The organism is Snodgrassella sp. M0351 (assembly GCF_016100575.1).
GTDB lineage: Bacteria > Pseudomonadota > Gammaproteobacteria > Burkholderiales > Neisseriaceae > Snodgrassella > Snodgrassella alvi.
In genome coordinates this window covers 1500315-1524696 of sequence record NZ_JACFSG010000001.1, presented here as the reverse complement: position 1 = coordinate 1524696, position 24382 = coordinate 1500315, and the positions used below count along the sequence as shown (strand labels likewise).

General features: G+C 43.6%; 19 protein-coding genes. 18 read left to right on the top strand and 1 reads right to left on the bottom strand.

Annotated features, from left to right (window positions below; translation table 11 throughout):
* The first annotated feature begins 6 nt into the window (after positions 1–6).
* From ftsL to H3V01_RS06670, 18 genes are all read left to right on the top strand, one after another.
* Positions 7–282 (top strand): cell division protein FtsL, encoded by a 276-nt coding sequence (gene ftsL / locus H3V01_RS06755; protein ID WP_084552075.1) that lies wholly within the window; start codon positions 7–9, stop codon positions 280–282.
* A 66-nt stretch (positions 283–348) separates the two neighbouring features.
* Positions 349–2091 carry a peptidoglycan D,D-transpeptidase FtsI family protein gene (locus H3V01_RS06750; RefSeq protein ID WP_198186324.1) on the top strand — a complete coding sequence of 581 codons (1743 nt, stop codon included), beginning with the start codon at positions 349–351 and terminating at the stop codon, positions 2089–2091.
* Between the two features lie 76 nt (positions 2092–2167).
* Positions 2168–3646, top strand: coding sequence for a UDP-N-acetylmuramoyl-L-alanyl-D-glutamate--2,6-diaminopimelate ligase (locus tag H3V01_RS06745; protein WP_198186323.1), 1479 nt, complete (start codon positions 2168–2170; stop codon positions 3644–3646).
* A gap of 22 nt (positions 3647–3668) precedes the next feature.
* Positions 3669–5027 carry a UDP-N-acetylmuramoyl-tripeptide--D-alanyl-D-alanine ligase gene (locus tag H3V01_RS06740; protein ID WP_198186322.1) on the top strand — a complete coding sequence of 453 codons (1359 nt, stop codon included), beginning with the start codon at positions 3669–3671 and terminating at the stop codon, positions 5025–5027.
* Positions 5028–5177: 150 nt separating this feature from the next.
* The gene (gene mraY, locus H3V01_RS06735; RefSeq protein WP_198186321.1) at positions 5178–6263 is read left to right on the top strand and encodes a phospho-N-acetylmuramoyl-pentapeptide-transferase; all 1086 of its coding nucleotides are present in this window, start codon (positions 5178–5180) and stop codon (positions 6261–6263) included.
* A 64-nt stretch (positions 6264–6327) separates the two neighbouring features.
* On the top strand, positions 6328–7674 hold the full coding sequence (gene murD, locus H3V01_RS06730; protein ID WP_198186453.1) for a UDP-N-acetylmuramoyl-L-alanine--D-glutamate ligase: 1347 nt from the start codon (positions 6328–6330) through the stop codon (positions 7672–7674).
* Positions 7671–8825, top strand: coding sequence for a putative lipid II flippase FtsW (gene ftsW, locus H3V01_RS06725; RefSeq protein ID WP_174833859.1), 1155 nt, complete (start codon positions 7671–7673; stop codon positions 8823–8825). The genes murD and ftsW overlap by 4 nt, the downstream gene beginning before the upstream one ends.
* 37 nt (positions 8826–8862) lie before the next feature.
* Positions 8863–9930 (top strand): undecaprenyldiphospho-muramoylpentapeptide beta-N-acetylglucosaminyltransferase, encoded by a 1068-nt coding sequence (gene murG, locus H3V01_RS06720; protein WP_198186320.1) that lies wholly within the window; start codon positions 8863–8865, stop codon positions 9928–9930.
* Positions 9931–10008: 78 nt separating this feature from the next.
* Positions 10009–11421: a UDP-N-acetylmuramate--L-alanine ligase gene (gene murC / locus H3V01_RS06715; RefSeq protein WP_232332607.1), complete on the top strand. Its 1413-nt coding sequence runs from the start codon at positions 10009–10011 to the stop codon at positions 11419–11421.
* 65 nt (positions 11422–11486) lie between these two features.
* Positions 11487–12398 (top strand): D-alanine--D-alanine ligase, encoded by a 912-nt coding sequence (locus H3V01_RS06710; protein WP_198186319.1) that lies wholly within the window; start codon positions 11487–11489, stop codon positions 12396–12398.
* Complete coding sequence (locus H3V01_RS06705) at positions 12382–13158, top strand: cell division protein FtsQ/DivIB (protein WP_198186318.1); 777 nt, start codon at positions 12382–12384, stop codon at positions 13156–13158. Before H3V01_RS06710 ends, H3V01_RS06705 begins: the two co-directional genes overlap by 17 nt.
* Positions 13159–13200: 42 nt before the next feature.
* Positions 13201–14436, top strand: coding sequence for a cell division protein FtsA (ftsA, locus tag H3V01_RS06700; protein ID WP_198186317.1), 1236 nt, complete (start codon positions 13201–13203; stop codon positions 14434–14436).
* Positions 14437–14550: 114 nt separating this feature from the next.
* Positions 14551–15729 (top strand): cell division protein FtsZ, encoded by a 1179-nt coding sequence (ftsZ, locus tag H3V01_RS06695; RefSeq protein ID WP_025331232.1) that lies wholly within the window; start codon positions 14551–14553, stop codon positions 15727–15729.
* 345 nt (positions 15730–16074) lie between these two features.
* Positions 16075–18393, top strand: a complete 2319-nt coding sequence (parC, locus tag H3V01_RS06690) for a DNA topoisomerase IV subunit A (protein WP_198186316.1) — start codon at positions 16075–16077, stop codon at positions 18391–18393.
* Positions 18394–18399: 6 nt separating this feature from the next.
* Entirely contained in the window at positions 18400–19974 is a 1575-nt protein-coding gene (locus H3V01_RS06685; protein ID WP_198186315.1) for a two-component system sensor histidine kinase NtrB, read from the top strand.
* The gene (locus tag H3V01_RS06680; protein WP_198186314.1) at positions 19967–21451 is read left to right on the top strand and encodes a sigma-54-dependent transcriptional regulator; all 1485 of its coding nucleotides are present in this window, start codon (positions 19967–19969) and stop codon (positions 21449–21451) included. The genes H3V01_RS06685 and H3V01_RS06680 overlap by 8 nt, the downstream gene beginning before the upstream one ends.
* Complete coding sequence (locus H3V01_RS06675; RefSeq protein ID WP_096766172.1) at positions 21451–22212, top strand: class I SAM-dependent methyltransferase; 762 nt, start codon at positions 21451–21453, stop codon at positions 22210–22212. The genes H3V01_RS06680 and H3V01_RS06675 overlap by 1 nt, the downstream gene beginning before the upstream one ends.
* A gap of 70 nt (positions 22213–22282) precedes the next feature.
* Complete coding sequence (locus tag H3V01_RS06670) at positions 22283–23260, top strand: hypothetical protein (protein ID WP_198186313.1); 978 nt, start codon at positions 22283–22285, stop codon at positions 23258–23260.
* 70 nt (positions 23261–23330) lie between these two features.
* Here the strand turns inward: H3V01_RS06670 and amgK are convergent, their stop codons facing one another.
* Positions 23331–24335: an N-acetylmuramate/N-acetylglucosamine kinase AmgK gene (gene amgK / locus H3V01_RS06665; RefSeq protein WP_084565505.1), complete on the bottom strand. Its 1005-nt coding sequence runs from the start codon at positions 24333–24335 to the stop codon at positions 23331–23333.
* Between the last annotated feature and the right edge of the window lie 47 nt (positions 24336–24382).

Sequence of the window (24382 nt, the reverse complement as noted above, 5' to 3'; positions counted from 1 at the left end):
TTAATTATGAATAAAATCAACATTATTTTGCTTATATTGGTACTGGCTTCAGCTTTTGCTGTTGTAACAGTACAGGATCGTTCGCGTCAGTTTTTTATTGCGCTGGATAAAGCGCAAAAAGGGGAAAGTCTTTTGAACGAAGACTTTAGTCGCTTAAAGTTAGCGCAGGCAAAGTTATCTAATCATCAGTTGATTCAGGATGCTTCAGCCCGGCAGAATTTGCATTCGCCGTCATTGGCTGAAACGCAGATGCTGGATGCGCCGCGTTTGGTTAAGCAGTGATGTGAAGGGTCAGGGATTAATGGAGTACTGCTTCAGGCAGTATTTCCGGCAGTGGAACAAACTACTATGTTAATTAAAAACGATTATAAGCCACGCATGCTGCCCCGTGAGGTAAAACAGGCTAAGCCTGTAACCACTAATGGGCGGATTGTATTGGTATTAGGTGCTCTGGCTATAGCTTTTGCTATGCTAATCGGACGTGGTATCTACTTGCAGACTGAGAAACATGAATTTCTGAAAGAGCAGGGTGATCAGCGTTTTGTCCGTACTCTTCCGCTTACTGCTACCCGTGGCACAATTACTGACCGCAACGGAGCTGCACTGGCCATCAGTGCACCCGCAGATTCTTTATATGCTGTGCCCTCTGCCATGGAGCAGATGCCGACAGATACTCAGATTCAACAGTTATCTGCATTAATTGATGTACCGGCGGCAACCATTAAAAGCCGCCTTAGCCGTAATAAAGACTTCATTTATCTGAAAAGGCAATTATCGCCGGAGGTTGCTGAAAAGGTTGCTGCACTGAATATTAAAGGTCTTGCCTTTCAGCATGAAAGTAAACGCCATTATCCGATGGGACCGATTTTTTCCCATATTATCGGTTTTACCAATATTGACGGTAAGGGGCAGGAAGGACTGGAATTATCGCGTGAAGACAGTCTGCATGGTATTGATGGTGCTAAAGTTGTTTTGCGCGACAATAAAGGTAATATTGTTGATAGTCTGGATTCTCCGCGTAACCGTCTTCCTCAGAATGGTACGAATATGGTGCTGTCTCTGGATCAGCGGATTCAGTCAATTGCATATGAATCGTTAAATAAAGCAATGCAGTATCACACTGCATCAGCTGGTTCAGTTGTGGTTCTGGATGGTAAAACCGGTGAAATTCTTGCTCTGGTAAATTCACCGGGATATGACCCTAATAATCCTGGTGCCACCGATAGTGATGCACGCCGTAACCGTGCGGTAACTGATATGATTGAACCGGGTAGTGCGATGAAACCGTTTACCATTGCTAAAGGGCTGGATAGCGGAAAAATCAAACCAGGCAGCGGTTTTAATACTTTACCGTATAAAATCGGACCGGCGACAGTACGGGACACGCATAATTATCCTTATCTGGATGTGGGCGGCATTATTCAGAAATCATCTAATGTTGGTACAAGTAAAATTTCTGCAATGTTTACGCCCGAAGAAATGTACAACATGTATACTTCTGTCGGTTTCGGACACCGGATGCATTCCGGTTTTCCGGGTGAAACACCGGGAGTAGTACGTGACTGGCATAACTGGCGGCCGATTGAGCAGGCTACTATGTCTTTTGGTTATGGTATACAGATGAGTCTGCTCCAGCTGGCACGGGCATATACTATCTTTACCAATGACGGTGCGCTACTGCCAGTGAGTTTTCTTAAGCTGAACAGCGCCCCGCAGGGTGAGCAGATTATCCAGCCAAAGACTGCAAAGGCAGTACGCCATATGATGATTGCTGTAACGCAGCCCGGTGGTACCGGTTTGCAGGGAGCAATTGACGGGTATGATGTAGCCGCTAAAACAGGTACTGCGCGAATGCTGGTCGACGGACACTATTCTGATTCCAAGCATATGGCTACATTTATTGGCTTTGCACCGGCAGACAATCCGCGTGTTATTGTGGCAGTCAATATTCAGAATCCTACTACTAACGGTTATTACGGAGGGCCGGTTGCCGGTCCGGTATTCCATGATGTAATGGTTGGTACTCTGAATGTGCTTGGTGTTTCTCCGAGCAGACCGGTAAAATCCGCGCCACATTCTGAAACGCATTAATCTGAAGACAATCTGTGTGTTTGCACAGATTGTCTGTCTGTTTGTACCCGATAAAAATGTTTGAATCGACAGTATTATGTTTTCCCTGAAAAAAATTTTGCCTGAATATCATTTAAGTGCTGAAACAAGCCGGCTGATTGCTGGCCGTACACTGCGGGTGGATAGCAGAAAGGTACAGCCCGGAGATGTATTTGTAGCCTGTCAGGGTGAGTATAGTGATGGTCGTGATTTTATACAGGCTGCTATTGATAATGGTGCAGAATTTGTTTTCTGGGATGATGATGGTCAGTTTGTATGGCAGACCGGCTGGAAAGTAGCGAATGAGGCTGTAAAAGATTTACGTCAGCGTGCCGGACTGGTGGCTGCTGCCTGTTATGACTATCCGGGCAGAAAGCTGAGTGTCTGGGGAGTGACTGGAACTAATGGTAAAACGTCAGTGTCACAATGGCTGGCGCAGGCTTCCGATATTCTTGGCAAAAAATGTGCCATTATGGGTACGGTAGGGAATGGATACTGGCAACAGCTGAAAGATACTACCAATACTACTATAGACGCGGTATCTAATCAGACATGGTTACGTGATTTTGCTGAAGATAATGCTGTAGCCGTTGCCATGGAAGTGTCCAGTCATGGTCTGGATCAGAACCGTGTCGTTGGTGTCCCTTTTACCAGTGCTGTTTTTACCAATCTGACCCGGGATCATCTGGATTATCATCATAGCATGCAAAGTTACGGTGATTGCAAGGCTTCATTGTTTTACTGGCAGGGGCTGAAACACGCCATTATTAATATTGATGATGAGTTCGGCTATCGGTTATGGCAGGATTTATGCCGTGATTGTCCGCAGTTAACTGTACTGGCTTATGGTTTTCATGCTGATGCAGATATTCATATTAGTCAATTTCACGCTTCAGCAAGTGGTATGCAGGTGCATTTGCGTACGCCGTGGGGAAACGAAGTAGTACATACACGTTTACTGGGTCGGTTTAATGCTCAGAATCTGGCAGCCTGTATAGGTGTATTGTGTGCTAATGGTTTTACTTTTAATGAGGTAATTGCTGTCTGGCCGCAGATTAAGCCTGCTACCGGACGTATGGATTGTCTGATGGGAAGTAATCAGCCGTTAGTGGTGGTTGATTATGCTCATACACCGGATGCACTGGAAAAAGCATTATCGACTTTGCAGGAAATTAAACCTGACGGAGCGCATTTGTGGTGTGTTTTTGGCTGTGGCGGAGACCGTGATGCAGGTAAAAGACCATTAATGGGAGCCGCAGCCGCTGCAGGAGCGGATTATGTTGTCGTAACCAGCGATAATCCGCGTACAGAAAATCCTCAGGCAATTATTAATGATATTTTGCCGGCTATTGCTGAACCGGCACTGGTAGAAGCAGACCGTAAAGCTGCGATTAATTATGCTGTAAATCATGCAGCAGTTGACGATATCGTTCTTATTGCAGGAAAAGGTCATGAAACCTATCAGGATATCGGTGGTCAGAAACAGCATTTTTCAGACTTTGAAATAGCACGGTCAGCTTTGCAACAGCGAGTCTAAAATTTTGTAATTGCTTAATAATATGCCAAATTTAGATCTTAATTTTATTTATCAGACTTTTGGACAAGTGTTACCTGATAATAATCAGCCGGTCACACGGGTAGTTATTGATAGTCGCCAGATTCAGCCTGGTGATGTATTTGTAGCCATTCAGGGTGAACACTTTGATGGTCATGATTTTGTTGATGAAGTGCTCGCTCAGGGAGCACAGTTGTGTATTGTTAGTCGCTCAGAGTGGCAAAATAAGGCGAAATGTCTGGTAGTTGCAGACACAGAAAAAGCGTTGGGAAAGCTGGCACAGACATGGCGAATGCAGGTTAATCCGGCATTGCAGGTGTTTGGTATTACCGGTTCAGCCGGTAAAACTACGGTAAAAGAAATGCTGGCTGCAATTTTGCGGCATCATGCAGGTACTAGTGCGGTTCTGGCTACTGCCGGTAATTTTAATAATCATATTGGTTTACCGCTGACATTATTACAGTTAAAGCCGCAGCATCGCTATGCTGTGATTGAAATGGGTATGAATCATACCGGAGAACTGAGTTATTTAACTGGTCTGACCAAACCGGACTATGCTCTGGTTAATAACGCACTGCGTGCTCATATCGGCTGTGGCTTCTCAGATGTTGCTGATATTGCCCGCGCTAAAAGTGAAATTTATCAGGGTCTGAATGCGAATGGAACTGGTTTTGTTCCTACTGATGATGGTCAGTCAGAAATTTATATTTCAGCTTTGCAAGGTAAGCAATGTGTCCGCTTTGGTACAGAACAGGGTGATGTATATGCCAGCAATATTGTACTGCAGCCATTAAATATCAGTTTTGATTTGTGCAGCCCGCAAGGGGTGGTTAATTTACAAGTCCCGGTTCCGGGATTGCATATGGTACATAATGCTGTGGCCGCTTGTGCACTTGCTTTGGGTGCCGGTTTGCCCTTGGCAGCATTACAGGGATTGAATTCATTTGAGAATGCTAAAGGCAGATTGCAACAAAAGCGCAGTGTGCATGGCGCGTTGGTAATCGATGACACTTATAATGCTAACCCGGATGCCTTTAAGGCAGCTATCGATGTTCTGGCGGCTTTTCCTGCGCCACGAATTATTGTGATGGGTGCTATTGGTGAGCTAGGCAGTAATGCTTCTGCTCTGCATGCAGAGGTAGGTACTTATATACGGGCACGCGGTATTGATGCAGCATTTTTTATTGGTGACGAAGCGCGGTTTGCAGCAGAAGCTTATGGTGTACCGGATGCTTTTTATACGGATCGAAACAAACTAATTGATGATTTACGTGCATGGGATCAGCAGACAGCTACCATTCTGGTAAAAGGTTCAAGGTTTATGCATATGGAAGATGTAGTACAAGCAATAACACAGAAATAAATTATTGCTAACTCTCGTCAAGTAGTGCTGAACGACTTAAAATAGCCGTTTTTATCCGGCTCAGGCTATCTGGGTGATTATGCATCATTCATATAGCAATAAATTATTTAATAACGGTTATGGCTTTGGCTGTGACAAGGGAAAACAACCATGCTGTTGTGGTTAGCAGAAATTTTTCACTATTGGATAAATGGTTTCCATTTATTTCAATACACTACTTTTCGTGCCGTAATGGCGGCACTGACATCCATGGGGCTGAGTCTGGCATTCGGTCCGTGGATGATTCGTAAATTAACTCAGCTCAAAGTAGGGCAGGCTGTTCGCGATGACGGTCCCAAAACCCATCTGGTGAAAACCGGTACACCAACTATGGGCGGTACACTTATTTTACTGGCTATCACTGTTACAACATTATTATGGGCTAATATGGCCAACATTTATATCTGGATACTTTTGCTGGTTATGCTGAGTACCGGAGCTTTGGGTTTTTATGATGACTGGAAAAAGGTAGTTTACAAAGATCCGCACGGGGTTTCAGCCAGATTTAAAATGATCTGGCAGTCTGTAGTGGCTCTGGTAGCCGGTCTGGTGTTGTTTTATGTGGCACACTTAAGCTCTACAAATACTTTTATTGTACCTTTTTTCAAGGAAATTACTTACCCGCTGGGTGGCATTGGTTTTGTTATTCTGACGTATTTTGTCATTGTTGGTACTTCTAATGCAGTAAATCTGACTGACGGACTGGACGGACTGGCTGCTTTTCCTATTGTGCTGGTTGCTGCCGGTCTGTCAATTTTTGCTTATGTCAGCGGTCATGCTGAATTTGCTCATTATCTGCAGTTGCCGCATGTCCCCGGTGCGAATGAAGTTATGATTTTCTGCGCCGCTATTTGTGGTTCTTGCCTGGGATTCCTGTGGTTTAATGCTTATCCGGCACAGGTATTTATGGGAGATGTTGGTGCACTGGCTTTAGGTGCAGCTTTGGGTACGATAGCTGTGATTGTGCGTCAGGAAATTGTACTGGTAATTATGGGCGGCTTATTTGTTGTTGAGGCAATGTCTGTCATGCTGCAGGTAGGTTCATATAAATTACGGCGTAAACGTATTTTTCTGATGGCACCGATTCATCATCATTTTGAACAAAAAGGCTGGAAAGAAACTCAGGTTGTAGTACGTTTCTGGATTATTACCATGATTCTGGTACTGGTTGGTTTAGCTTCCCTGAAAATCCGTTAGTAGTCAGATAAGCAGGATCAGACGATATACATTTGGGTTAAATTTAGTGTAGGACTTAACCATGATTGACTGGCGTAATCAAAAGGTTTTAGTTGCAGGGCTGGGGCGTACCGGAATTTCAATGCTGGAGTTTTTAACTCAGGCAGGTGCTGATGTAGCTATTTATGATGTCCAGCCTGATGCAGAACAATTGCAGTCTTTAACTGAGCGTCATCAGGTTGCCGTATATACCGGAGAGCTGGCAACAGTGTTTGAACAGCACCAGTTTGATATTCTGGCTTTAAGCCCGGGAATCAGTCAGCGTCAGCCTGCTATTGTTGATTTTAAACGTGCCGGCGGTGTCGTACTGGGTGATGTGGCTATTCTGGCTGATTTACTTGAAAGCAGTAACAGTAAAATTATTGCAATTACCGGTTCAAACGGTAAAACCACTACTACCAGTCTGGTGGGTTTTTTATGTGCGCAATGCGGACTTGATACAGTGGTGGCAGGTAATATTGGTACCCCAGTACTGGAAGCCTATCTGGAGCGAGCAGGTAAAGCAGCAGATGTATGGGTTCTGGAATTATCGAGTTTTCAGCTGGAGACTACTCCCTGCCTGAATGCGACTGCTGCTACAGTGCTGAATGTATCAGAAGACCATCTGGATCGCTATGATGATTTTCTGGATTATGCACATAGCAAAGACCGTATTTTTCGGGGACAGACCATACAAGTGTTAAATGCCGATGATGTTTTTTGTCGCGCTATGGTACGGCATAACCGGCCGGTAAAATGGTTTTCTTTACAGCAAAATACTGATTTCTGGTTGAATAAAGATGTGTTGTGTGCCGGCAATGAACCATTGCTGGCCTGTGATGCCCTGTCTTTACAGGGTACACATAATGCGGCCAATGTTTTGGCTGCATTTGCTTTATGTGAAGCCATTGGCTTGGCGCGTGCACAATTGCTTCAATATGTATCCACTTTCAAAGGTTTACCGCATCGTGTGGAAAAAGTAGCCGAAGTGAAAGGTGTGACATTTATTGATGATTCTAAAGGTACTAATGTCGGTGCTACCTGTGCTGCATTGCTCGGGTTGGATAAACCTATTGTGCTGATTGCCGGCGGACAGGGTAAAGGTCAGGATTTTACTCCGTTGCAGGCTGCATTACAGGATAAGGCACGTGCAGTTTTACTGATTGGTGTGGATGGTCATCAGCTTGGAGCAGTTCTCGGACAAGCCTCCTATCCGGTAGAGTACTATGATGATTTGCCGCATGCTACTGAACGTGCTTTTGAACTGGCTCATCCGGGAGATATTGTGCTGCTTAGTCCGGCTTGTGCCAGCTATGATATGTTTAAGGGTTATGCACATCGCAGTGAGGTATTTATTGCCAGCGTCCGTCAATTGCAGGGTAGCGCAGCATGATAACTGAATCACGTCTGCTGGATCGCAAGCTATTACGACGCGGATATACTTTTGATCAGTCACTGTTATGGATGGTGGTATTGATGGCCAGTTTCAGCCTGATCATGGTTTACTCGGCCTCAATTGCGTATGCAAAGCATGATGGCGGCAGTACTTATTTTTATCTGATTCGTCAGGCTATTTTTCTATTGTGCGGCGGCGTACTTGGTTGTGTGGCTGCACGTATTCCTTTGCGAACATGGAAAAAGCTGACACCACTGGTGTTGCTGTTCAGTATCGTGCTGCTGATTCTGGTGCTGGTAATGGGAAGAGAAATTAACGGTGCCAAACGCTGGATTAATGTTGGGATGGTTAATATCCAGCCTACCGAAGTTTTTAAACTGGCGATAATTTTGTATTTATCCAGTTTTTTTACCAGACGTGCTGAAATCTTGAAAGAATTCAAAAAAGTCTGGTTTGCAGGTATTCCGGTAGGACTTGGTCTCGGGCTGATTATGCTGGAACCAGACTTTGGTTCATTTGTAGTGGTTTCTGTTATTGCGGTAGGCTTGCTTTTTCTGGCTGGTTTACCATTTCGCTGGTTTATGGCTGTAGTAGGTTTTGGTTTGCTGGCCATGGTTATGCTGGTGCTGTTTGAGCCTTACCGTATGGCACGTGTAGCCGGTTTTCTTGATCCGTGGGCAGACCCTCTGGGTAAAGGTTATCAGCTTACGCATTCATTAATGGCAATTGGGCGCGGTGGCTGGTTTGGTGTCGGATTGGGAGCCAGTCTGGAAAAACGTTTTTATTTACCTGAGGCTCATACGGATTTCATTCTTGCGGTCATTGGAGAAGAATTCGGTTTTGTCGGTATTCTGGTATTAATGTTTTGTTATATCTGGCTGGTAGTCCGGGCTTTTTCCATTGGTAAACAGGCTCGCGATTTAGAGTTGTTTTATGGTTCTTTCGTCGCCAAGGGTATTGGTATCTGGCTGGGTATTCAGAGCTTTTTTAATATTGGTGTGAATATCGGCCTGTTACCCACTAAGGGGCTGACTCTGCCTTTACTGTCATATGGTGGTTCAGCTGTTATGATTATTTTAATCAGTGTGGGTTTGCTGTTGCGAGTGGATTATGAGAACCGGCGTGTGATGCGTGGATTCAAAGTATAAATAATCACAGAACTCTGATAGTTTTGACGGGAAAATAATGAGTGTAAAAACTTTCATGGTCATGGCCGGCGGAACGGGCGGACATATTTTTCCTGCGCTTGCAGTTGCTCAGGCATTACAGGCACAGGGTCATCGTATTATCTGGCTGGGTAGTGACGGGGCAATGGAAACCCGTCTGGTTCCGCAGTATGACATACCACTGGAAACCCTGGCAATCAAAGGAATACGCGGTAACGGGCTAAAGCGTAAGCTAATGCTACCTTTTACCTTATTAAATACCATTGCGGCAGCACGTCAGATTATTCGCAGGCATCAGGTAGATGCAGTCATCGGTTTTGGTGGTTTTGTTACTTTTCCGGGTGGTATAGCCGCAAAGCTATGCGGTTTACCCTTGATTGTCCATGAACAGAATGCGATTGCAGGTTTATCTAATAAAGTGTTGGCTCGTTTTGCCAATCAGGTAATGTATGCATTTCCACAAGTATTCGCAAATGAAAACGGACTGGTAGGTAATCCGGTACGTGCTGATATTGCTGCATTACCACTACCGCAACAGCGCTTTAACGGTAGAAATGGTGAGCTGAATATTCTGGTAGTTGGTGGAAGTCTGGGTGCTGATGTATTGAATCAGATTGTGCCGCAGGCTGTGGCTTTGTTACCGGCTGAACAGCGTCCGCGACTGCTGCATCAGTCCGGACGAAATAAACTGGCACAGTTACAGCAGAATTATGCTCAGTGTGCAGTAAAGGCACAATGTGTTGAATTTATCACAGATATGGTATCAGCCTATCGTGATGCCGATTTGGTGATTTGCCGGGCAGGTGCACTGACAATTGCTGAATTAACCGCCGCCGGAGTCGGGGCAATTCTGGTGCCTTATCCGCATGCGGTAGATGACCATCAGACAGCTAATGCACAGTTTATGGTTAAAGATGGTGCGGCAATATTATTACCGCAGACGAATCTGAATGCAGAGACATTAATGGCTACGCTGGCCGATTTATCGCGCGAACGCTGTTTAGACATGGCGATTAAAGCACGTGCGCTGGCTCAGCCTGACAGTGCGGCTAAGGTTTCGGCAGCAGCCCTGGCGAGTATCCGTTAAATTTTGATTGAGCCGGATGAATTGTTGCAGACTCGAGCTGTCAATCGCAATTCAGACTGGCAGGAAAAGTTATAAAGTATGAAAGAAAACATGAAAGACCGTATCCGCCATATTCATTTTGTAGGGATTGGCGGAACCGGTATGTGCGGTATTGCAGAAGTTTTACATAATGAAGGTTATCAGATAAGTGGATCTGATTTGGCTGATAATGCCGCAACCCGGCATTTACGGGCAATCGGAGTGCATATTTGTTCTGGACACAGTGCTGAAAATATTACTGGTGCAGATGTAGTAGTGACATCAACAGCCGTTAAAAAAGATAATCCGGAAGTGGTAGCGGCGCAAGAACAAAAAATTCCGGTTATTCCGCGAGCCATGATGCTGGCTGAAATCATGCGTTTTGGTCGCGGTATTGCCATTGCCGGTACACATGGTAAAACCACAACTACCAGTTTAGCTGCTTCAGTACTGGCAGCAGCAGAGTTAGATCCGACTTTTGTTATTGGTGGTCGGTTAACTGCGGCCGGAACCAATGCCAAGCTGGGTAAAGGTGAATATATTGTTGCTGAAGCAGATGAATCAGATGCTTCGTTTCTGTATCTGACACCATTATTTACGGTCGTTACCAATATTGATACCGATCATATGGATACATATGATCATGATGTAGAAAAACTACATCAGGCGTTTGTGGATTTTGTGCATCGCATGCCGTTTTACGGCAAAGCCTTTTTATGTATTGACAGTGAGCATGTGCGCCAGATTTTACCGTTGATTCAGAAACCTTTTGTTACCTATGGTTTGGATGAAGGTGCTGATTTATATGCAACTAATATTGTTGCCGATGGTGCACAAATGCATTTTGATGTCCATACGCGTAAAAAAGGCATAAAACCGTTTAGTGTGACGGTCAATATGCCAGGGCGGCATAATGTTCTGAATGCACTGGCTGTCATCGGGATTGCACTGGAGATTGGTGTCTCAGTACCGGCAATTCAGCTTGGGCTGGAAAGTTTTGCAGGTGTGGGTCGCCGTTTTCAGCAGTACGGTGAGATTGCATTACCGAATGGTGGCGAAGCGTTACTGATTGATGATTATGGTCATCATCCTGTTGAAATGTCTGCAACCATAGCTGCTGCACGAGGTGCCTACCCTCAGCGTCGTCTGGTCGTAGCATTCCAGCCACACCGGTATACACGTACACGGGACTTGTTTGAAGATTTTGTTCAAGTTTTGAGTAAAGCTGATGGCGTGGTTTTAACGGAAGTATATTCTGCTGGTGAAGACCCGATTGTGGCTGCTGACAGTAAGGCATTAATGCGTGCGATCAGAGTGCTGGGTAAAGTTGAGCCGATTTATGTGGCAAACGTAGACGAAATGGCGCCCACGTTATTAAATGTCTTGCAAGATGGTGATGTTTTGCTCAATATGGGTGCCGGCAGTATTAACAAAGTACCTGCTATGCTTACCGGAATGTCTGCTGCAGTATAATGACTACAGTTTAATTATTTCACATACTGTTCTTATTAAAAGAAAAACAGGATTAATGACAAACAATGAGTGATTTTGGTAAAGTTGCCGTACTGATGGGCGGTTTCTCCAGTGAGCGTAAAGTCTCACTGGCTAGTGGTGCATCAATTCTTACTGCATTGAAAAGCCGAGGTATAGATGCACATGCATTTGATCCGTCTGAGCGGCCATTGTCTGAACTGGTCAGTGCCGGCTTTGAACGGGCTTTTAATATTCTGCATGGCTCTTATGGAGAAGACGGAGTTGTACAGGGGGCATTGGAAGCATTTGGTATTCCTTACACCGGTTGTGGAGTTGCGGCCAGTGCGCTGGGTATGGATAAATTCCGTAGTCGTCTGGTCTGGCAGGGAGTTGGTTTGCCTTGCGTACCATTTATTGTGCTGCATGATGATAGTGATTTTGCTGCAGTAGAAGAAGAATTGGGTTTACCTTTGTTTGTTAAGCCGGCAGCAGAAGGCAGTAGTGTGGGTGTGGTGAAAATCAGGCAGACTGGTGAGCTGGTACAAGTTTATCAGCAACTGAAACAGTACCATGGTGAAATTCTGGCTGAACGGGCAATCGAAGGTGGTGAATATACGTGTGGTATTCTTGGTGAACAGGTATTGCCAAGTATTCGCATCGTACCGGCAACGGAGTTTTATGATTATGAAGCTAAATACCTTCGCGATGATACCGAGTATCTGTGTCCGGCTGATCTGACACCGGCGGATGAGCAGTATATGCGTGATTTGACAGCCCGTGCTTTTAAAGCATTGGGCGGTCGCGGATGGGGGCGAGTAGATTTTCTGCGTGATGCGGACGGTACAATCTATATTCTGGAAGTTAATACTGTACCCGGTATGACCGGACACAGTCTGGTGCCTAAAGCTGCACGTGAAATTGGCTTGAGTTTTGAAGATTTGTGTGTTGAAATTTTAAGTCATGCGACTTTGGGATAATGCACAAGCCTTAAAACGGCTTTACCGGTGGTTATATGTATGTGTATTGTTCTGCCTGATGGCAGCAGGCGGATCGTGGCTGGTGCATTCGCCATATTTTCCGGTCCGGCAAATTCAGGTAATACATCCGTTGAAGCATTTGCAGTCGGCCGAAATTGAACAAATCAGCAGACAGTATTTGCAGGGTAATATTTTTACTGCAGATGTGAGTGCGGCACAATCTGCACTGGCTAAACTACCCTGGGTATATAAAGTACAGGTAAAACGAATCTGGCCGGATACGGTACAGCTTGATATCAGGGAACGGGACCCTGTTGCACGCTGGAATGACCAGCAGCTGGTGGATACTGACGGACAGATATTTAATGCAGTAGTTCATGAGCAGCTGCCGGTATTTGTTGGAAGCAGCGGTTCTGCTCGCTACATGACCGTACATTTGTTAACATTCGAAAATTTGTTGCAATCAACAGGTCTGCATATTCAGCAGTTGCAGTTAAGTAATCGTTCTGCCTGGCAGCTGACCTTAAGCAACGGAATAACCCTGAAACTGGGGCGGGAAAAGGTAGAACAGCGTTTGGCTCATTTTGTCTGGGCATGGCCACAGGTTTTACAGAAACAGGCCAGTAATATCGATTATGTAGATTTGCGTTATCCGGATGGTTTTGCGTTACGGTACAAAAATAAGGCTAATTCAGCTGCAAGTACCAGAACAGTAAATGCATCTGAAGTGGCGGATCAGTATGAAGCAAATCTGGATTGATCCGGACAGACCGATTGATTATTTGATTTTAAAGTGATGACCATGGTTAAAGGTAAAAAATACATCAGTGCACTGGATATCGGCACTTCAAAAGTAATCGCTCTTATTGGTGAGGTTCAGGAAGATAATGAAATCCACATTGTTGGTTTAGGACAGGCTCCGTCGCGCGGTTTGAAAGCAGGTATGGTGACCAATATTGAAACCACTGCACAAGCAATCAAGCAGGCCATGGAAGAAGCGCAGATGATGGCTGATGTACAGGTGGACTGTGTAACAACCGGTATTGCAGGTAATCATATTCGCAGTTTCAATTCACAGGGTGTGGTTAAAATCAAGGACGGAGAAGTCAGTCAGGCTGATATTGACCGTGCAATTGAAACGGCAAAAGCTGTCAATATTCCGCCGGATCACGATATTTTACATACAGTGGTACAGGAATTTATTATTGATAATCAGCCGGGTGTGCGTGAACCCATTGGCATGAGCGGGGTTCGTCTGGACACGCGCATACATATTATTACCGGTGCTATAACAGCGATGCAGAATATCCAGAAGTGTGTCAATCGCTGTGGTTTGCAAATCAATAAAATGATATTACAGCCACTGGCCAGTGGTCAGGCAGTACTGACTGAAGATGAAAAAGATCTGGGTGTCTGTGTTATTGATATCGGCGGCGGCACGACAGATATTGCCGTATATACTAACGGAGCTATCAGGCATACAGCCGTTATTCCGGTGGCAGGGGATTTGATTACCAAAGATCTGGCACAAGCGTTGCGTACACCCCACAGTGCAGCTGAATACATCAAAATCAATCATGGAGTGGCACTGGCAACCATGGACGGTCTTGATGATATGATTGAGGTGCCCAGTGTGGGTGACCGTAATCCGCGCCAGATTTCGCGTCGGACACTGGCAAGTGTAATTGGTCCGCGTGTGGAAGAGATTCTGGAACTGACACTGAATGAATTGCGCCGTTCCGGTTTTCCTGAGGATGTGCTGACTTCAGGCATAGTTCTTACCGGCGGAGCATCATTATTACCTGGAATGGTCGAGCTAGCAGAGGATGTATTTAATCTACCAGCCCGAATTGGTGTGCCGCAGGAAATGGGTGGTGTCTCAGAACGGATTCGCAATCCACGTTATGCTACTGCTATTGGTCTGTTACAGTCTGCCTGTGAAGAAGAAAACAAAACAGACATGCCTGTGGCAGCAGCTTCTGAACCGAAAGATTCATGGCTTAAAAAATTACAGACTTGGTTTAAGAACAATTTTTAACTCAACTCAAACATTAAATGACAGAACTTTTGCGCATTGTATATAACTGTCTATATAATGATAGCTATACAAGGGCAGATGACGTTTATGCATAGGTTTTGTCAGGAGACATAAATGCAATTGGTATATGATGTTGTGGAGACGGTAGTCGGTGCTGCAGTTATCAAAGTCATTGGTATCGGCGGTGGTGGCTGTAATGCTATTAACAATATGGTGGAAAATGCGGTTGCCGGTATTGAGTTTATCAGTGCCAATACTGATGCACAGTCTTTACAAAACAGTAAAGCATCTAAACGCATTCAGCTAGGCAATAATCTCACCCGTGGTCTCGGCGCAGGAGCCGATCCTGAAATTGGCCGTAACGCCGCAATGGAAGACCGCGAAGCATTATCTGATGCTATTCGAGGAGCGAATATGCTGTTTATCACCACCGGCATGGGTGGTGGTACAGGTACAGGTGCGGCGCCGGTAGTAGCTGAGCTGGCAAAAGAGATGGGTATTCTGACTGTTGCTGTTGTTACCCGTCCGTTTGAATATGAAGGAAAACGTATTCACGTTGCTAATAACGGGATTGAGATTCTTAAAAATACCGTTGATTCACTCATTGTGATTCCGAATGACAAATTAATGTCGGCACTGGGTGAAGATGTGAGTATGCGTGAGGCTTTTCGTGCGGCAGACAATGTATTGCGTAATGCAGTAGCCGGAATTGCTGAAGTCATCACTAATCCAGGTATTATTAATCTGGATTTTGCCGATGTGAAAAATGTCATGAGTATTATGGGTATGGCTATGATGGGTTCAGGCAGTGCACATGGTGTTGACCGTGCCCGTATTGCTACTGAACAGGCTATTGCCAGCCCGCTTCTGGATGATGTGACTTTAGATGGCGCACAGGGTGTGCTGGTTAATATTACTACCGCACCAGGCTGCCTGAAAATGTCTGAATACAAAGAAATTATGTGCATGATTGATGAATATGCACATGATGATGCCGCCCTGAAATACGGTACTTCTGAAGATGCCAGTATGGAAGAAGGCGAAATCCGCGTAACCATTATTGCAACCGGATTGCAGGAACAGAAAGTTTTACATCACCAGCAGCCGAGCAGTTTGCGTGTTTTGCAAACCGTACAGGCCACTGGTACTGAAGATGCCTATCCGGATATCGGAAGTGTGGTACGTTCAGGCCGCAGTGCCCGCGGGATGAATCTGGCTGCTGCTGATTTCTCAAATCAGTCTGTGCTGGATGACTTCGAAATTCCGGCAGTCATTCGCCGACAAGCTGATTAATTGATTAAAGTTATTAAAGCTGTCCGGGCTAAGCTCCGGACAGCTTTTTTATTTTAAAATCAATATATATAATTTAAATACGATATTGCTGGTATACGAAAATTTTTTTAAAAAATTAGATAATAGAGTCTATTCTTTAGAAAAAAGTGCAATTTCTGCAAAGTTTGTTTTGTACTAAAACCAACAATATTTTACTGAAATGATAATAGTTTTTATAACATGAATATCTTTTTTGTTATTTCATCAAACCAGAAACAGTAGTTTTGGGAATAAAAGCAAAATCCTTTACAATAGGTAGCTTAGATAATCTGTTTCACAGAAAAATTTAATTAAGTCAAAATAAGTATGAGTGAATCTATTCAACAATCAGACCGCAGTGATGATCACCTGTTACTTGGTCAGTATGCAGAACGTGCTTACCTTACCTATGCCATGAGTGTGGTAAAAGGGCGGGCATTACCAGATGTGGCTGACGGGCAGAAGCCGGTTCAGCGACGCATTCTGTATGCTATGAAAGATATGGGTCTGGCTCATGGTGCCAAACCGGTAAAATCTGCCCGCGTGGTTGGTGAGATTCTAGGTAATTATCATCCGCATGGTGATTCATCCGCTTATGATGCGATGGTTCGGATGGCGCAGGATTTTACCTTACGTTACCCTTTGATTAACGGTATTGGCAATTTTGGTTCACGTGATGGTGACAGCGCAGCAGCTATGCGCTATACCGAAGCCAGTTTAGCACCGATTGCTGAATTGCTGTTATCGGAAATCAATATGGGGACTGTGGATTTTGTACCCAATTATGATGACAAATCTTTTGAACCCTCTGTATTACCGGCACGCCTGCCAATGATATTGCTTAATGGCGCCTCAGGTATTGCAGTAGGTCTGGCAACTGAAATTCCTTCACATAATTTACGCGAAGTCAGTGCAGCTGTTGTGGCTCTGTTGAAAAAGCCTGAGCTGGATTCAGCAGCCTTAATGCAGTATTTACCCGGTCCTGATTTTGCCGGTGGTGGTCAGATTATTACTGCACCAGAGGATATTCAGGCAATTTATGCACAGGGTAAAGGCAGTATACGTGTACGTGCACGTTATGAAATTGAAAAACTGGCACGCGGACACTGGCGGGCTATTGTCACAGAATTACCTCCCGGTACCTCTGCGCAAAAAATTCTGGCTGAGATAGAAGAACAGACTAATCCCAAACCGAAAACCGGTAAAAAAAATCTCACTCAGGAACAGCAGAATACGCGCACATTAATGCTATCACTGCTTGATCGGGTGCGTGATGAATCAGATAGTCAGGCACCGGTGCGTCTGGCGTTTGAACCGAAATCCAGTCGTCTTCAACCTGAAGAATTTATGAATACTTTGCTGGCACAAACCAGTCTTGAAGGGAATGTGCCGGTCAATCTGGTTATGATGGGGCGGGATAATAAACCGGCACAAAAGAATTTATATCAGATTCTGCGTGAATGGCTGGATTTTCGGATACTTACTGTTACGCGACGTTTGCAATACCGTCTGGAACAGGTGGAAAAACGTATTCATATTTTGCATGGGCGGCAAACGGTATTTCTTCATATTGATGAAGTCATCAGGGTTATCCGTGAATCAGATGAACCCAAAAATGAATTGATGTCTGCATTCGGTTTAAGTGAGATACAGGCGGATGATATTCTTGAAATCCGTTTACGTCAGCTGGCCAGACTGGAATGGATTAAACTGGAAACAGAACTGAATAAACTACAGCAGGAACGTGATCAGTTAACCACCCTTCTGGAAGATGATAAAGCTAAAAAACGACTGATTATCAAAGAAATTGAGTCTGATACCAAAATCTATGGAGATGACCGGCGTACACTGATACAGCCGGCAGAGCGGGCTTCGCTTACCCGAACTACTGCAGATGAACCAGTTACGCTGGTATTGTCACAGAAGGGCTGGCTGAAAACGCGTGTCGGACACAATCTGGATTTAAGCCAGACTACTTTTAAGGAAGGTGACGGTCTGCTTCAGGCAGTAGAGGGACGTACAGTTTGGCCGGTAGTTTTACTCGATTCGCACGGGCGAGCATATAGTGTGGATGCTGCCAGTATTCCGGGCGGACGTGGTGATGGTGTGCCTGCAGGTTCATTGGTTGATTTAGATAAAGGTGCCAGAATTGTAGCTATGCTCAGTGCCTTGCCGCAACAGCATTATGTACTGAGTAACAGTGGCGGATATGGATTTGTGGTTGCATTTAAAGATATGGTCAGCCGTACTAAAAACGGTAAAGTTGTTATGACAGTTAATAGTGATGAGACATTGCTGCCGCCGCTTCCTGTACCGTCTGCCTGCCTGTCTGTAAACGGGCAGACTCAACTTATTGCCATTTCCAGTGCCAATCGCCTGCTGGCCTTTCCATTACATGAATTGAAAGTTATGGCTAAAGGCCGCGGTCTGCAAATTATGAGTTTACCGGCTAATGAGAAACTGCTTTATTTTACTCTGACAAATAAATCGGAATTTAAACTGGAGACTCAGGGTAAACGTGGCGGACGCTATCAGGAAACCTTACGCGTTCAGGATATTTTTAATAAACGCGGACATAAAGGTAAGGAATTAAGCGTTTCGGGTGATATCGTTGCCGTCTATGGTGATCTGGATAACGGAAACTAAGCCGGTATGAAAACGCATATAAATGGCTGGCCGCAATATCTGGACAGGCTTTCAGCTTTGCTGAATATTGCGCGTATAAGTCTGCTGTTTTCAATTATGACGTTTTATTTGCTGACCCGCAGCATGGATGAGCCCGGTCTGGCTGTACCCATATTCAATAAAATTGAACTGTATAGCTGGGCAGCGCTCTACGGTATTCTGATTGTCTTTTCCATGCTGGTGCCACGCTGGCAGAATCAGCCGGATGCACTACCAAATGTTAATTCTGCTGTAGACATTACCATGATAGCCTGGCTGATGAATATGGGTGGAGGAGTGGATAGCGGTTTTGGTATTTTACTCCTGCCATTTGTCGGTTCGGCCTGTTTGTTCAGCCGTGGCCGGTATCCGATGATTTATGCCGGTTATGTAACTTTACTGATTGTCATCATTACCTGGACGCAGCTAAGCCGTAATGGTTTTGCTAATCACAGTATGCGGATATGCATTATTGCCATCATGCTGATTGCCGCTGTCTTTCTTGTGGCCGGTCTGACTGCCTATGCCGCTACTTTACTGGCGCGTTCACAAAGTTTGCAAGATCAGCAGTCAAAAATGCTGGACAGTTACCGGAATTTGCTCGACCGTGCTTTTAATTATGTACAGGAAGGGGTAGTTGTACTGGATGAAAGCGGTCTGGTGTGGCTGATTAACCGGAAGGCGCAGAATTATTTCCCGATGCTGCTGGTTGATAAACAAACTGCTTTATTTCGTCAGGTTATGCATTACTGGCATACTGAACAGAAAAATATTTTCGAAATAAACTGTACACTGAATAATTGGCCGATGAGGGTGCATGCACGCTTGTTACAGGAAGCAAATACACCTTTACTGATGTTATCAATGCGTTCGCGTACTGAAATTGATAAGGAGGCTATGGCCATTAAACTGGCCTCATTAGGCCAGTTAACGGCTAATCTGGCTCATGAAATTCGCAATCCGATGTCTGCAATAAGACAGGCCAATGAATTGTTACAGGAAGAAAAATATGATTCGACACGACTGCGGCTGTTTAATATTATAGAAAATAATATCAGTCGTATTGATAAAATGCTTGAAGATATCAGTATGCTGAACAAGCGGGATAAAAAAAATAAGCAGGCAATTGATTTGCGGGTATTCTGGACTGCCTTTTTGCAGGAATTTATACTGATCAGGCAGCAGGCCGTAAATTGTATTGAACTACAAGCCGATAAAGGAGATTTAATCGTCTGGTGTGATTCGGTACATTTGCAGCAGATTATATGGAATCTGATGAATAATGCATGGCGTCATAGTTTGCAGAATAAAAATGCTATTCGTGTTATTTTTTGCATAGAAGAGCAAAATGAAATTTCCATTACTGTAATTGATAATGGGGCTGGTGTCAGTGCGGAAAATCAGTTGCAATTGTTTGAACCATTTTTTACGACTGAACCCAGTGGCACTGGTCTTGGATTGTATGTGGCGCGCGAGCTGGCTCAGGCTAATCATGGTCAGTTAATTTATCGCCCTGAAGTTAATGGATTTGAATTAACCTTGCCAAGGATGGTTGATGAATAATAATAATCAGATGGACTTAGAAAAGCCGGTACTGATAATAGATGATGAAGCCGATATTCGTGATTTAATGGAGTTAACCCTGATTAAAATGGGTTTGTCCGTAAAAACTGCCGCTGGCGTAGCTGAGGCAAAAAAGGCTTTACGTACGCATGCTTTCTCTCTGGTGCTAACGGATATGCGTATGCCGGATGGCTCTGGGCTGGAGATTGTTGATTATATTACTGCCCATAATCTGGATATTCCGATTGCAGTTATTACCGCTTACGGAAATGCAGCGCAGGCTGTACAGGCACTGAAAAATGGTGCTTTCGATTACTTACAAAAACCCATTACTCTGGCGCAGCTGCGTACTCTGGTTAAATCTGTTATTACAATCAATAATACTGCCGAAACCGAAATAGATAATAAAATGGTAACCGCATTTAAACAGTCTGAAAATAAACAAAAAAATGAAGATACTTCCGCAATGGTTAACGAACAGCAGGTACGTGAACGTTTACTGGGTAATTCTCCGTTAATAACAGAAGTACGTCAGTTGATCAGCAAGCTGGCTAAAAGTAACGTGCCGGTATACATCGCCGGAGAATCAGGCAGTGGTAAAGAGCAGGCAGCGCGCAGTATTCATGAACAGTCAGAACGCAGAGACAAGGCATTTGTTGCTGTAAATTGTGGTGCCATACCTGAAGCATTGATGGAAAGTGAGTTTTTTGGTTATAAAAAAGGCAGTTTTACCGGAGCAGAATCAGATAGGGCTGGTTTTTTTCAGCATGCGGACGGCGGAACATTATTTCTGGATGAAGTAGCTGATTTACCTCTATCGATGCAGGTTAAATTATTGCGGGCCATTCAGGAACGTGCTGTACGCCGGATTGGCGAAATGGAAGAAAAGCAGGTTGATGTCCGTATTATCTGTGCAACCCATAAAGATTTAAATGCTCTGGTTGAATCAGGTCAGTTTCGTCAGGACTTGTTTTATCGTCTGAATGTTGTATCTATTACCATGCCGCCATTACGTGAATTACGTGATGATTTGCCGCAGTTAATTCGGGTTTTACTGCAACGAATTTTGCATGATGAAACCATGACATTAACACCGGAAGCAAAAAAAGCACTGTTGCAATACAGTTATCCCGGTAATTTCCGTGAATTGGAGAATATTCTGGAACGTGCTATTGCACTGTCGAAAAATCATATTATTGAGGTAGATGATTTACAGATTCATAGCTATCAGCTGGATAATCCGCGTATTGAATCTGCAGAGAATGCCGGCAGTAATCTATCCGCAGATAGCAATGAGGAAATTGAGGATTACCAGTTCGGAAAAACTCAGATACAGGATTATCTGGATGAAATAGAGAGAAAAATCCTGGAACAGGCTTTGGCGCAAACCCGATATAACCGAACACAGGCAGCCAAATTACTGGGTATCAGTTTTCGTTCTATGCGTTACCGGATGGAACGGTTAGGGATTGTCTGATGGTAAAGCCTCTGATTTTAACCGGTCAGATAGCAGATAAAACTGATCTGATCACTCCTTTACAGAAATTGCTGGCCAGTAAAAATCTCTGTTATCAGCAACAACCACCCGAACAGGGATTATATCTGATATACGAAAATGACAGTCTTGCTTTAGCTAAAGCCGGGCAAAAAGGGGTCGTGCGGGTTGATTTTGTAGAAGGTACTGCACGACACCGGCGGCTTTTTGGCGGGGGAGAATTACTGGCACGTGCTATTCAGGCCAAAAACCGGCCGCTTGTCTGGGATGCTACCGGAGGTTTAGGTCGGGACGCTTTTGTAATGGCATCATTGGGACTGGAAGTTGTGGTATTTGAACAGAATCCTTATGTATATGTTTTATTTGCGGATGGACTGAAACGTGCGATGGTTGATGAACAGACTGCGCATATAGCACAGCAGATTCATCTGCATTATGGCAGTATCACTTTACCAGACGCGGAACAAAAGCAGATACCATTGCCTGATGTGGTCTATCTGGACCCGATGTATCCGCAAAAGCAAAAAGCAGCAGCAGTAAAAAAAGAAATGGCTTATTTTCATGAATTGCTGGGTAATGCAGATATAAATAATGATCAGGCTTTATTACTCGCAGCACAGAAATTAGCCCGAAAACGGGTTGTGGTAAAAAGACCAGCTAATGGGACAGTTTTAGCAGGAAAGACGCCGGCATTTCAGTATTTTGGTAAAACGACTCGATTTGACGGGTATATGCCTTTGTAGCTTTAAAAAGAAGTCAATTTTGTGAATCTGAATTATTTTATTTAAATTTAATACAGGGGGAGAATAACAAATGGCTAGAAAAGTCTGGGCATATGCTAAAGATAAAAATCAATGTTTTATCTGCGAAAATCAATCTTTGCAACCAAAAATTTTTTATATCTGGGATGTTCTGAGATTAAAAGAACAAAATTTTAAAAAATATCTGGAATTAACGTTTTATTCAACGGAACACGATGAAATTAATCGTCTGGAGTTAATTCCAACTGAACATGGCTTTTTTCGGTATAGATCCGACGAAATTGATGAAAACAATAAAGAGTCTATTTATCATTCTGCAGCGACAGTGATATTACTGGAAATGCCTGTAATTAAATTTACTATTGATAAAAATAAATATATTTTAAATTTTTCAAAATTTTTAGTTGAGCCGTGTCTTCGATTTAAGCATTTTGATCAAGATGAGGAAAAATATTATCCCGACCTTGTTGGCTATTTTTCTTCTGAGTGTGAATTGCAGGAAAAATGGAAAGGATGTCTGGCTATAGAGGTTGTTTATACTAATGCTTGTTATTCTAAAAAAATACACTCTTTTGAAAAGAATCATATACCGATCATTGAAGTGAGTATTTCAAAAAAATTAAAATTAGAGACAGAGTTTGGCGGTGAAATAAAATTTACAGTTGCAGATGTTGAAAACTATTATTTCTCACTAAAGAAGATTTTTGAGAAAAATGTATATGGCAAAATACGTTCAGATCCGGTGAATCATAAATTTTATACGGATAAGATTATTTCTCTTGAAGACGCATATAAGCGTGAATTAGAAAATAAGCAGCTATTAAATGATAATGAACAAGCAAATTTAAAAAGAGAGCTTAATTATATAAATCTAAAGTACGAAGAAATGAAATCTGAAGTATCACATTTACACAATTTACTTGAACAAATGAAACAACAGGAATGGCACTTAAATAACCGGTTAAATAATTATGCAGCAATGGGATTTTGGCAGAAACTAAAATTTTTATTTAATATTTCTGCAGATTAAATAATAAAGCTGCTTAGAAATTAAGGCAACTTTATTATTTTCTGGCAGATATTTAATCATTTTGATTTATTTAGAAGGTATAACCTGTCTGAACTTCTTCTGAGCCAATTAATTCAGTAATTAATTGCAGTAGCGGGCGCAATTCACCATAACGGCGGCTGGTTTTGCGTAAATATTTCAGGAAGCGATGAATTTCACCGCGATATTTATCTTTACCATCGCGGTAATATAAGCGGGCAAAGATACCGGCAACTTTCAGATGGCGCTGTACACCCATCCATTCAAAATCACGGTAAAACTGATCAAAATCGGTACGTACCGGTAATCCGGCAGCTCTTGCTTTTTCCCAGTAACGAATGACAATATCAAGTATAAATTCTTCGTCCCATTCGATAAATGCATCACGTAATAGTGATACCAAATCATAAGTAATCGGACCATACAATGCATCCTGAAAATCAAGAATACCAGGGCGGTCGCGGGTCAGCATAATATTTCGAACAATAAAATCACGATGTACATAGACCAGTGGCTGTGACAATATTACCGGTAATATATTGTTAACTGTCTGCTGCCATAACTGTTGCTGTTTCTCAGTTAATGATAAACCAAGTTCTTTCTGAACATACCATTCAGGAAAAAGTTGCATTTCCCTTTTTAGTACGGCTTCATCATATAATGGTAGTTGCTCCGGCTGGCTTGAAAGTTGTAGTTTGATGAGTTCATCAATGGCTTCCAGCAGCAATACTTTGTGTACTTCAGTACGTTTATCTTGTTGCAGTGCGGCCAGATAAGGGGTATTACCAAAATCTTCCAGAGCCATAAATCCTTGCTGTGTATCCAGATGATAGATTTCGGGAACATTAAGAGCCTGAAAAAGCTTTTGTACCTTAATATATGGCAGGATACTCATTTTATCCGGTGGGGCGTCCATACAGATTACTGTACGGTCGTCAGTAAAAGTAGCGCGGAAATAGCGTCGGAAATCAGCATCAGCAGCTGCAAAGCTAAGAACAAATTCCTGTTGCGGATAGCAGGTATGAAACCATTTTTTTAATTCAGATTCTCGTTGCATGACATTTTTCAGGTTAAAATAAACACTATTTTAACTGGCAAAGCCGT

What these genes read in the sequence shown, in the direction of transcription:
- H3V01_RS06680 (WP_198186314.1), top strand. Translation starts at nt 19,967, where the DNA reads ATGAATAATAATAATCAGATGGACTTAGAAAAGCCGGTACTGATAATA.
- H3V01_RS06670 (WP_198186313.1), top strand. Translation starts at nt 22,283, where the DNA reads ATGGCTAGAAAAGTCTGGGCATATGCTAAAGATAAAAATCAATGTTTT.
- H3V01_RS06705 (WP_198186318.1), top strand. Translation starts at nt 12,382, where the DNA reads ATGCGACTTTGGGATAATGCACAAGCCTTAAAACGGCTTTACCGGTGG.
- murC (WP_232332607.1), top strand. Translation starts at nt 10,009, where the DNA reads ATGAAAGAAAACATGAAAGACCGTATCCGCCATATTCATTTTGTAGGG.
- H3V01_RS06685 (WP_198186315.1), top strand. Translation starts at nt 18,400, where the DNA reads ATGAAAACGCATATAAATGGCTGGCCGCAATATCTGGACAGGCTTTCA.
- parC (WP_198186316.1), top strand. Translation starts at nt 16,075, where the DNA reads ATGAGTGAATCTATTCAACAATCAGACCGCAGTGATGATCACCTGTTA.
- amgK (WP_084565505.1), bottom strand. Translation starts at nt 24,335, where the DNA reads ATGCAACGAGAATCTGAATTAAAAAAATGGTTTCATACCTGCTATCCG.
- H3V01_RS06675 (WP_096766172.1), top strand. Translation starts at nt 21,451, where the DNA reads ATGGTAAAGCCTCTGATTTTAACCGGTCAGATAGCAGATAAAACTGAT.
- H3V01_RS06745 (WP_198186323.1), top strand. Translation starts at nt 2,168, where the DNA reads ATGTTTTCCCTGAAAAAAATTTTGCCTGAATATCATTTAAGTGCTGAA.
- ftsL (WP_084552075.1), top strand. Translation starts at nt 7, where the DNA reads ATGAATAAAATCAACATTATTTTGCTTATATTGGTACTGGCTTCAGCT.
- H3V01_RS06740 (WP_198186322.1), top strand. Translation starts at nt 3,669, where the DNA reads ATGCCAAATTTAGATCTTAATTTTATTTATCAGACTTTTGGACAAGTG.
- ftsA (WP_198186317.1), top strand. Translation starts at nt 13,201, where the DNA reads ATGGTTAAAGGTAAAAAATACATCAGTGCACTGGATATCGGCACTTCA.
- H3V01_RS06710 (WP_198186319.1), top strand. Translation starts at nt 11,487, where the DNA reads ATGAGTGATTTTGGTAAAGTTGCCGTACTGATGGGCGGTTTCTCCAGT.
- murG (WP_198186320.1), top strand. Translation starts at nt 8,863, where the DNA reads ATGAGTGTAAAAACTTTCATGGTCATGGCCGGCGGAACGGGCGGACAT.
- ftsZ (WP_025331232.1), top strand. Translation starts at nt 14,551, where the DNA reads ATGCAATTGGTATATGATGTTGTGGAGACGGTAGTCGGTGCTGCAGTT.
- ftsW (WP_174833859.1), top strand. Translation starts at nt 7,671, where the DNA reads ATGATAACTGAATCACGTCTGCTGGATCGCAAGCTATTACGACGCGGA.
- H3V01_RS06750 (WP_198186324.1), top strand. Translation starts at nt 349, where the DNA reads ATGTTAATTAAAAACGATTATAAGCCACGCATGCTGCCCCGTGAGGTA.
- mraY (WP_198186321.1), top strand. Translation starts at nt 5,178, where the DNA reads ATGCTGTTGTGGTTAGCAGAAATTTTTCACTATTGGATAAATGGTTTC.